The sequence below is a fragment of the Bradyrhizobium ontarionense genome, assembly GCF_021088345.1.
GTDB lineage: Bacteria > Pseudomonadota > Alphaproteobacteria > Rhizobiales > Xanthobacteraceae > Bradyrhizobium > Bradyrhizobium ontarionense.
This window is the reverse complement of the sequence record NZ_CP088156.1, coordinates 2,175,923-2,184,897: the sequence shown is the minus strand read 5'-3', so window position 1 is coordinate 2,184,897 and position 8,975 is coordinate 2,175,923. Positions and strand designations below refer to the sequence as shown.

10 protein-coding genes and 1 tRNA gene are annotated in these 8,975 nt (G+C 64.0%); 7 read left to right on the top strand and 4 right to left on the bottom strand.

What is annotated here, in order from left to right:
* Positions 1-66 precede the first annotated feature (66 nt).
* Complete coding sequence (locus tag LQG66_RS10000; protein WP_231325992.1) at positions 67-3,354, top strand: autotransporter domain-containing protein; 3,288 nt, start codon at positions 67-69, stop codon at positions 3,352-3,354.
* Positions 3,355-3,382: 28 nt separating this feature from the next.
* Here the strand turns inward: LQG66_RS10000 and LQG66_RS09995 are convergent, their stop codons facing one another.
* Positions 3,383-4,786 (bottom strand): methyl-accepting chemotaxis protein, encoded by a 1,404-nt coding sequence (locus LQG66_RS09995; RefSeq protein ID WP_231325991.1) that lies wholly within the window; start codon positions 4,784-4,786, stop codon positions 3,383-3,385.
* Positions 4,787-4,997: 211 nt separating this feature from the next.
* Here LQG66_RS09995 and LQG66_RS09990 point away from each other — a divergent pair, with 211 nt between their 5' ends.
* The 3 genes from LQG66_RS09990 to LQG66_RS09980 are packed head-to-tail and all read left to right on the top strand — an operon-like array spanning position 4,998 to position 6,494.
* Positions 4,998-5,327 carry an ArsR/SmtB family transcription factor gene (locus LQG66_RS09990; RefSeq protein ID WP_231325990.1) on the top strand — a complete coding sequence of 110 codons (330 nt, stop codon included), beginning with the start codon at positions 4,998-5,000 and terminating at the stop codon, positions 5,325-5,327.
* Positions 5,320-5,805 (top strand): SRPBCC family protein, encoded by a 486-nt coding sequence (locus tag LQG66_RS09985; protein WP_231325989.1) that lies wholly within the window; start codon positions 5,320-5,322, stop codon positions 5,803-5,805. The genes LQG66_RS09990 and LQG66_RS09985 overlap by 8 nt, the downstream gene beginning before the upstream one ends.
* Positions 5,806-5,834: 29 nt before the next feature.
* Complete coding sequence (locus LQG66_RS09980; protein ID WP_231325988.1) at positions 5,835-6,494, top strand: glutathione S-transferase family protein; 660 nt, start codon at positions 5,835-5,837, stop codon at positions 6,492-6,494.
* Between the two features lie 27 nt (positions 6,495-6,521).
* On the opposite strand, the gene LQG66_RS09975 is transcribed toward LQG66_RS09980, so the two are convergent.
* A tRNA-Leu gene (locus LQG66_RS09975) sits at positions 6,522-6,608 on the bottom strand.
* Positions 6,609-6,836: 228 nt separating this feature from the next.
* On the opposite strand from LQG66_RS09975, the gene LQG66_RS09970 reads away from it, so the two are divergent.
* Positions 6,837-7,445, top strand: coding sequence for a hypothetical protein (locus LQG66_RS09970; RefSeq protein ID WP_231325986.1), 609 nt, complete (start codon positions 6,837-6,839; stop codon positions 7,443-7,445).
* A 78-nt stretch (positions 7,446-7,523) separates the two neighbouring features.
* Here LQG66_RS09970 and LQG66_RS09965 read toward each other — a convergent pair whose 3' ends face one another.
* Entirely contained in the window at positions 7,524-7,766 is a 243-nt protein-coding gene (locus LQG66_RS09965; protein WP_231325985.1) for a site-specific integrase, read from the bottom strand.
* 81 nt (positions 7,767-7,847) lie between these two features.
* On the opposite strand from LQG66_RS09965, the gene LQG66_RS09960 reads away from it, so the two are divergent.
* On the top strand, positions 7,848-8,090 hold the full coding sequence (locus tag LQG66_RS09960) for a hypothetical protein (protein WP_231325983.1): 243 nt from the start codon (positions 7,848-7,850) through the stop codon (positions 8,088-8,090).
* A gap of 18 nt (positions 8,091-8,108) precedes the next feature.
* Here LQG66_RS09960 and LQG66_RS09955 read toward each other — a convergent pair whose 3' ends face one another.
* A complete protein-coding gene (locus LQG66_RS09955; RefSeq protein WP_231325980.1) occupies positions 8,109-8,276 on the bottom strand; it encodes a hypothetical protein in 168 nt (55 codons plus the stop codon).
* Positions 8,277-8,326: 50 nt separating this feature from the next.
* Here LQG66_RS09955 and LQG66_RS09950 point away from each other — a divergent pair, with 50 nt between their 5' ends.
* Positions 8,327-8,671 (top strand): hypothetical protein, encoded by a 345-nt coding sequence (locus LQG66_RS09950; RefSeq protein WP_231325978.1) that lies wholly within the window; start codon positions 8,327-8,329, stop codon positions 8,669-8,671.
* Positions 8,672-8,975 lie beyond the last annotated feature (304 nt).

Genomic DNA, 8,975 nt, shown 5'->3' with positions numbered 1-8,975 from the left:
TGGTTAACGCTTGATTAGGTCGAATCGATCCAGGTTCGCGTTCCAGCAACGGAGCGCATCGTGCACATGGCGGGTTTCTCCGGATCGCATTTCGAGCACGGCGTCACCGCAACATCCGTCGCGCTCGGCATGGTCCTGGTGTCGATGACGCCGTCGCTCGCCGTCGAATTTTGGATCGGCTCCGCCTCGACCGACTGGTTCAGCGTCGGCAACTGGACGGCCATCGTTCCAGACAACACGACCAGCACGAGGATCGACACCATCACGCCCAACCCGACGGTGGTCGGGGCGCCCGGCGCGCAGGCGACCGGTCTCAGAGTCGGCGTTTCCGCAACCGGCGCCTTAACGATCCGGAGCGGCGGCACCATCAACAACACCCTGGGCATCATCGGCGACAATGCCGGCTCGATCGGTACCGCGACGGTCAATGGCGCCGGTTCGAGCTGGATCAACAGCTCCGACTTCTATGTCGGTCACAACGGCAACGGCACGCTGACCATCAGCAACGGCGGCACGGTGAGTAGCGTCGTCGGCTTTGTCGGCCGTTATTCCACCTCGACCAGCACCGCGACGGTTGACGGCGCCGGCTCCAGCTGGACCAACAGCTCCGATTTGCTCGTCGGCTACGGCGGCAACGGCACGCTGACCATCCGCAATGGCGGCGCGGTGAGCAATGAGTACGGCTATGTCGGCGCTGATCACGGTGCGACCGGCGTCGTGACGGTGGATGGCGCCCGCTCGACCTGGACCAACAGCTCCGATTTGCTCGTCGGCGACGGCGGCAATGGCACGCTGACCATCCGCAACGGCGGCGCGGTGAGCAATGAGTACGGCTTTGTCGGCAATGCGAGCGGCGCGACCGGCGCCGTGACGGTGGACGGCGCCGGCTCGACCTGGACCACCAGATGGGATTTGTATGTCGGCTCAGCCGGCAACGGCACTCTGAACGTCCTCAACGGCGGCACTGTCAGCAGTAGCGTGGGCCTTGTCGCGGTCAATCCCGGCTCGACTGGCGCCGTGACGGTGAATGGCGCCGGCTCGGGCTGGACGACAGCCAGCGATTTGTATGTCGGCAGCGGCGGCAGCGCGACGCTGGCCATCCTGAACGGCGGCAGCGTGAGCAGCGCCGGTGGCAGCTATCTCGGCGTCGCATCGGGCGCAGTCGGTACCGCAACCGTGGACGGCGCGGGCTCGCGCTGGACCAGCAGCGGCAATCTCGGCATCGGCAGCCAAGGCAGCGGCACGCTGACCATCCGCAACGGCGCAGCGGTGAGCAACGCCTTCGGCTCTCTCGCCATCCAGCCCGGCTCGACCGGGACTGTGACCGTGGATGGGACCGGCTCGACCTGGACCAATAGCGCGGATATCCATGTCGGCTATGGCGGCACCGGCACGCTGACCGTTCGCAACGGCGCCAGCGTCTCGGCCTCGACCATGTTCATCGCCTACCAGGCCGGCTCGGTCGGCACGCTGAATATCGGCGCAGCCGTCGGCCAGGCGGCCACAGCGCCCGGGATGCTCAGCGCGGCCTCGGTCAATCTCGGTAGTGGAAACGGCGAGATCGTGTTCAACCACACCGGCACGAACTACACCTTCGCCCCCGTCATCACCGGCAGCGGCGCGGGCACACGAACGGTACGCGTCGAGGCCGGCAAGACGATCCTGACCGCGGCCAGCACCTACACGGGACCGACCATCATCGATGGCGGCACGCTGTCGGTGAACGGCTCGATCGCCAGTTCGGCGGTGACGGTGAATGCCGGCGGCACGCTCGGCGGCAGCGGCACCGTCGGCAACACCATGATCAACGGCGGCACGCTCGCCCCCGGCAATTCAATCGGCCTGCTGACCGTGAACGGCAGCCTGTCTTTCACCGCGGCCTCGTCCTACATGGTCGAGATATCCCCGACCAGCGCCGACCGCGTCAATGTTTCGGGAACGGCGACGCTGTCGGGCGCCACGGTGAATGCGTCGTTTGCGCCCGGAAGCTATGTCGCCAAGCAGTACACCATCGTCAATGCCGGCGGTGGCATCAGCGGCAGATTCGGGTCGGTGGTGAACAGCAATCTGCCTTCGGGATTCAAGTCGAGCCTGAGCTATGATGCCAACAACGCCTATCTCGATCTGGCGCTGGCCTTTGTCGCTCCGCCCAACACCGGGCTCAACATCAACCAGACCAACGTCGGCAACGCGCTGGTCAACTACTTCAACGTCAATGGCGGCATTCCGCTGGTCTATGGCGGGCTGACCGCGCCGGGGCTGACGCAGGCGTCCGGCGAGATCGCAACCGCGGTGCAGCCGGCCATGGTGCACGCGATGACGCAGTTCACGACCGCGATGACCGATGTTGGCGCCGCCGACCGCAGCCTCGGCCAATCGAGCGCGATGGGCTTGGCCGATGAGGGCGATCTCGCGAACGCCTATGCCAGCGTCCCGCTCCGCGGCACGGTTGGTGACACATTCAGCTTGAATGCGAAGGCTGCGCCGCGTGCACCGCCATTCGAATCGCGCTGGCGCGCGTGGGCCTCGGGCTTCGGCGGCGGACAGACCACCGACGGCAACGCGGTCATTGGATCCAGCGCCGCCACCAGCCGCATGTTCGGCGTGGCGGCCGGGGCCGACTACTGGCTGTCGCGAGCGACGGTCGCCGGCTTTGCCCTGGCAGGCGGCGGCACCAATTTCAACGCGGCTGCTGGCGGCAGCGGCCGAACCGACCTGTTCCAGACCGGCGCATTCATCAAGCACATGGCGGGCCCGGCCTATGTCAGCGCGGCCGCAGCCTATGGCTGGCATGACGTCACCACGGATCGCACGGTCGCCATCTCTGGGGTCGACCAGTTGCGCGCGCGGTTCAGGGCCGACAATTTCGCGGGTCGTCTCGAAGGCGGCAGCCGCTTTGGTACGGCCTGGCTTGGCGGCCTCGGTTTGACGCCCTATGCTGCCGCACAGGTGACAACCACGCGTCTTCCCCGCTATGCCGAAACCGTCACCGCCGGCGCCAACACTTTCGCGCTGTCCTATAGGGCCAAGACCGTGACGGCGCCGCGGACCGAACTCGGAATGCGCAACGACAAGTCCTTCGCATTGAGCGATGCGCTGCTGACATTGCGCGGCCGTGCCGCCTGGGCGCACGACTTCAATCCCCTCAGTGCGGCCTCGGCCAGCTTCGAGGCCTTGCCTGGCGCAAGCTTCGTGGTGAACGGCGCGGCTGCGGCGCGTGATGCGGCACTGACGACGGTCTCGGCCGAAGTGAACTGGCTGAATGGCGTCGCGCTCGCCGCGACGTTCGAAGGCGAGTTTTCCGCCGTCACCCGCGCCTATGCCGGGAGGAGCGTCGCGCGTTACAGGTGGTGAGCGGAACCGTGCCGCCATCGTGGCGCGGTCATTCCTGCATCTGATCGAGCGCGGCCAGAACGTCGGTGGATGCAACCTCGACCTTGCCGATCTCGTTCAGCGCCTCGTCGATGCGCCCCGAGCCGAACAGGCGTGCGGCCTCCTTGCCGTGGCGATGCACCGCTTCATGAGGCTGTTCGAGGGCGCGGAACGCCGGGGTGCCGGCGAAGCGCTGGCCGCCTTCGCCATAGTACCATTTGCCGAGCCGGCAGTTGTGATGGTCGGAGAGCTCGTCCGCCTTGAGTTGCAATCTGCCCACCGACATGTCGACGAGCCGCTTCTTCCAGATCACGTGATCGGCCTTAGCCAGCCGGACGACCTGGTTGTCGAGCGAGAGCTTGGCGATGTCGCCCAGCATCTTGCCGACCTTCGAATCGGTCTTGCTCATCGTATCGGCGAGCGACATCACCTCGTTCGCATTGGCGGTTGCGAGGTCCGCGATGATGGTAATGCCCTGTGCCACCTCGTCGGTCGCCGCGCTCTGCTCGGCGAGAATACCCGAGATCTCGTCCATCTTGGCACTGACGACCGTGGTCCGCGTCCCCGCCTGATCGATGGTCTGCGCCAGATCGTTCATCTCGCTCATGCCGACCTCGACCGCTTTGGCGCCGCCGGCCATGGCCTCGACTATGCCGCTCATCTCGGCCTGCAGCCGCTCGATGCGGCCCTTGATGTCCTCGGTCGCCTTGGTCGTCTGCTGCGACAGGTTCTTCACTTCGGCGGCGACCACCGCGAAGCCCCTGCCGAACTCGCCGGCGCGGGCCGCCTCGATCGTGGCGTTGAGCGCCAGCAGGTTGGTCTGGTTGGCGATCGCGTCGATGGTGCCGACGATCGAGCCGATTTCCGCCGAGGCGGCGCTGAGATCGGCGAGCTTGGCCGATGTGTCCCGTACGGAGCTTGCGATGCCGTTCATGGTCTGCAGCGTCCGGCGTACCGCTGTTACGCTCTCCCCGACGGCCTGCCGGGTCGCGGCCGCCTCGGCGGCCGCTGCGGTCGATGTCGCGCTGATCGTCTGCACGGAGGCCTGCATCTCGACGGAGGCCGAAGCCAGGCCCTGGCAGCGCTCCGACTGATTGTTCGAGGCGCCGATCAGGCGCGCCGCGCTGATCGACGCTTCGTTGCTGTTGATGCAGAGGTCGACGATGGAATCGAGATCATGGGATGCGCGCGCAGCGAGCGCGGTGCCGAGGCGATGGAGCGCCTCGATGAGCTCGGGCTTGACCTTGGCGCGCAGCGCCGCAGCATTGAGCTCGGCGACGTCGCGGTTCAGCTTGCCCTCGGCCCAGTCGTCGACGCATCGCGCCAGCGCGTCCTGGAACGTGTCGAGCGCCGCGGAGTCGAACTGAGGAGAGACATGGGGTCGGTCGTTCTTGCGGCTGCGGAATCCCAGCATGGTCTCTCTCCAGGCGATCGCGGCTGCATGATTGATTTCGCCGGATATCGCCGATTCGGGGCGGCGTCAGCCGCCTCCAACCTGCTTGCGTTTTGGTTACCAAAGGGTTTCCCGCTGCAACCGTTGGTCGCAGAAGCTCCAGGATCTGGCCCGTCGACAGCATCGTGCATCGCCACTTGACCAGTTTGTAAGTATTGGCTTACGGTAAGTAATGGCTTACGAAACGGCATTGGCGGTGCTGGCGGATCCGACGCGGCGCCAGGTGTTCGAGCGCCTTCGCGGCGGCCCGCGTCCTGTCAACGCGATTGCTGCCGGGCTGCCGGTGTCACGGCCAGCGGTGTCGCAGCATCTGAAGGTGCTGAAGGACGCCGGGCTGGTGGAGGAGCGAAGCGAGGGTGTGCGGCGCATCTATTCGTTGCGCCGCGAGGGGCTCGCCGAGCTACGCGACTGGCTCGACAGCTTCTGGGACGACGCGCTGCTCGCCTTCAAGATCGAGGCAGAGCGCACGCACCGACGGACGAAAGGGAGGACGGATGAGTGAGCGTGTCGTGATTGCCCCGGTTCAGAAGCTGGTCCGTGTCAGGGCGCCCATCGGCCATGCGTTCGCAGTGTTCACCAGCGGACTGACGCGCTGGTGGCCGCATACGCATGGGGTTGGCAGGAAGCCGATCGCGAAAGTGCTCATCGAGCCGAAGCTCGGCGGGCGCTGGCTCGAAATCGCCGAGGACGGCACTGAGACCCCCGTCGCGACCATCACGATCTGGGAGCCGCCGCATCGTTTCGTCATGCTCTGGCAGATCGACGCGCAGTGGAAGCCGGACGCGGCGATGCGCTCGGAGGTCGACGTGCGTTTCTTCGCCGAAGGCGCGGAGGCGACCCGCGTCGAGCTGTTGCATCATAAATTCGAAACCATGGGCGACGAAGCCGGCGCGTCCATGCGCAAGGATGTGGATGGCGGTTGGCCGGGCCTGCTGCAGCATTTCCTGGCGGAGGCTGAACGCGCGCCGTCTTCGTCGTGAGCAGTTCATCATCAGCGTGGGAGGTCGTGATGTCCGAGTTCGTCGTCCATTCCGTGCCGGGAAGTCCATTCGGTCGCAGCGTGCTGATCGCGCTCGAAGAGAAGGGCGCGCCATACCGGCTCGCGGCGCTGGCGCCGGGCGAGTCGAAATCTCCTGAACATCTTGCGCGTCATCCGTTCGGCCGGGTGCCGGTGCTCGAGCATGACGGGTTCATGCTCTATGAGACGCAGGCGATCCTGCGCTATCTCGATCGCGTGTTGCCCGAGCCGGGTCTGACGCCGGCCGACGTCAGGCAGGCGGCGCGGATGGACCAGGTGATGAACGTCAGCGACTGGTACCTCTTTCAAGGCGTCTGCAACGTCATCATCTTCCAGCGTGTCATCGGCCCGCAGTTCTTCGGCACGGTCGCCGACGAGGCTGCGATCGAGCGGGCGATGCCGCAGGCGCGAACCGTCATCGCGGAGCTGTCGCGGCTGCTCGGCGAGCGGCCGTTCATGGTGGGCGAGGCGCTGTCGCTCGCGGATCTGCAGGCCGCGCCGCAGGCGAGCTTCCTGTCGCAGACGCCGGAATGGACGCAGTTGACCGCCGAGCATCCCAATCTCGTCGCCTGGATCGACCGGCTGGAAGCGCGGCCGAGCTTCAGGTCCACGTCCTGGGAGCAGCTGATGGCGCGCACGAGGGCGGCGTAAGAGCAGGGGGCTCCAACCTCGTGCGCCTGGTGCGGACGGTGGGACTCGAACCCACACGACGTTGCCATCGAGGGATTTTAAGTCCCTTGCGTCTACCGATTCCGCCACGTCCGCGCTTTGATTTCACTAACCTTTTCGGGCTGAAGGGGCAAGCGGTAGACATAAAGCGGCACTGGGTAGACAAATCTCGTTCCGTTCCCGTTCCCCACACGCCGGGGTCTACCGGAAGGTGTGTGCAGAACATAAGGAGTATATAAAGTCGGGACAGAGACCCAGCGCTAGATGAGACCTTCGTGGATGACTTGAACCTGATTCGCCGCTCTCATATTAAGGGCTCACGGGATGTTCGACGCGAAATGGCTTGAGTTTTTCAAATTGCCACTCCGGGCGATCATTGCCATCGCTCTAGCGAGCGGGGCCCTGCTGGTCCTGGTCCTTACTCATGTCCTCGACTTGGGGCCAATTAGCACCTTTGCACTTCCTGTTCTGATTATCGTGGTTGTCGCTTCCGTCGCAGCGGCAATCGTAGGATGCGGCGAAAGTTTATTTGCCCCGCTCCGTGAGAAGAAAAAGGAGTCTGCCCTAGTACGTCGGCGAGCGATCCGTCGCAAAGAGGAGGATGAGCATCGCGAGCAACGACAAGAGACCACGCTGTCACAACTGGACCATCTATCCAAGGAAGAGATAGCGATAGTCGTTAACGCGCTGCGGGGCGGGTCGCCGTCCTTCTATACTTACGTGTTCAGCCCGCCTGTTAGCATGCTTCAAGGAAAGAGGCTTGTATGGACACCCGGCGGCCAACATCATCAGGACTACTACCCGTACAGCTTTCACGATTTTGTTTGGAAAGTGCTGCTGGAGCGTAAGGACGAGTTCTTCGCCCTACACGCGGAACACAAGAAAGCCGAGGAGGAACGGAAGAAGGCAGAACGCAATCGCCGTGGTTACTAAACGAGCCATACATGCGATTGCCGGGTACAATCGGGACAATGGTCGAACAAACATGTCCCATCTTTGTCCGCTGTCTAATCAATCCTGCTTCAGCCGCTTGAATGCCCGCACCACGTTGTCCTCGCGAGAGACGTGCCGGGTGTAATGGGTGCCCATCCGCTGCGATCGATCTCCGAGAAGCTCGGCGATCTCGGCATTAGTTGCGCCGTTGCGCTTCCACCAAGCCGCATAGGAGACGCGGAGGCCGTGCAGAGTGGTGCCGGCGCCGATCAGGCCCCCGCGTTCCTTCTCGCGCAGCCAATGGCTCACGGTGGCCCGCATGAGCTTCTCGGAGCGCTGCGCCAGCTCGGCGTTGCCGCTCCAATCTTCCCGACCAGATCCACCATCTGCGGCTACCCGCGCGTGGATGACACCATCAGGTCCGCGCAGCAGGCGCTGCTAGACCCGGAATGGGGCATCTATGCTGGCCCGGACACGGATGCGGTGGACTTCAGCACGCGCTACGACGCCTGCCACTTCGATTCCCGCGGAATCCAGCTCGTCGCACAGGCTTGGACCGCGCGTATTGCCGACTATCTTGCGCTGAGAAAGGCGCAGGCGTTTGTCGGAAAGCCGCAAGCGGCTTTGGACTCTCCGCCTCGGTGATTGCGGGCTCCCCTCGGCTTATTTGATCTGCTCGGCCATCGACTCAAACAACGTCCTCACGTCAGTGAGACGCAGTTTGCCGTGCGACTCTGGAATGTATTCTCGCAGCGCCCGCAGCTGGCGCACGGCGATAGCGTCCTTGTCCAGGCCCGTACGGGCGGCGCGGTAGGCCTCGAGGTCGTCCATGAAGGCCCGAGCTACGGCCGCCGGAAGATCAAGCTGACGCCGCGCCATCAGTGCCTACGCTGGTGTCGGAGCATCAGCTCCGTCAGAGCCTCGGCGACATCATCGAGCTCGGCCTGATCGATTTCCCGATGATCAGCCTTGCGCAGTTCACAGAACGGGCAGGGCGCGCCGCAGCCGCGCGGGCCGATCGACGTTATTGGTCATTTCCCTGCACCACGCGTCATACGGCTAACGCCCTTCAATCCCACATTCTGAACGGCGTCTCGAACAACGTCCACTCCGGCTTCGTGCGAAGCATTGGGCGATTGAATTCGCCTCAGCGCTTCCATGGCAGCATGGACGTGATGCGTCGAATCCTCGCTAATGACCACCGTCTCAACATTCTGAAGGGCTGAAAGTACGCCTCGTTCGAAATCGGCAGGGACGATCTCAACGTAACGGGTCTTTCCGGCTGATTTCGCGCGCGTTGAAATCAGTGGCCCGATCTTTTGCGGGCGTGGTGGGACTGGTTTCCCAGGTTCTCCTATTCCCGCTATGATCGCCTCCCAAAATGGGTTGAGTGGGTTGTTTTCATCTTTAGTTCTATCGTCAATGTACTTGTGGACATCGACGTTATTTGCTTTTCTTATCATTTTGTCGCCTCCGTGTTGAATCGATGGTTGATTGTCGCCTTTGGCGTGGGCGGTCCAGAAGAATGCA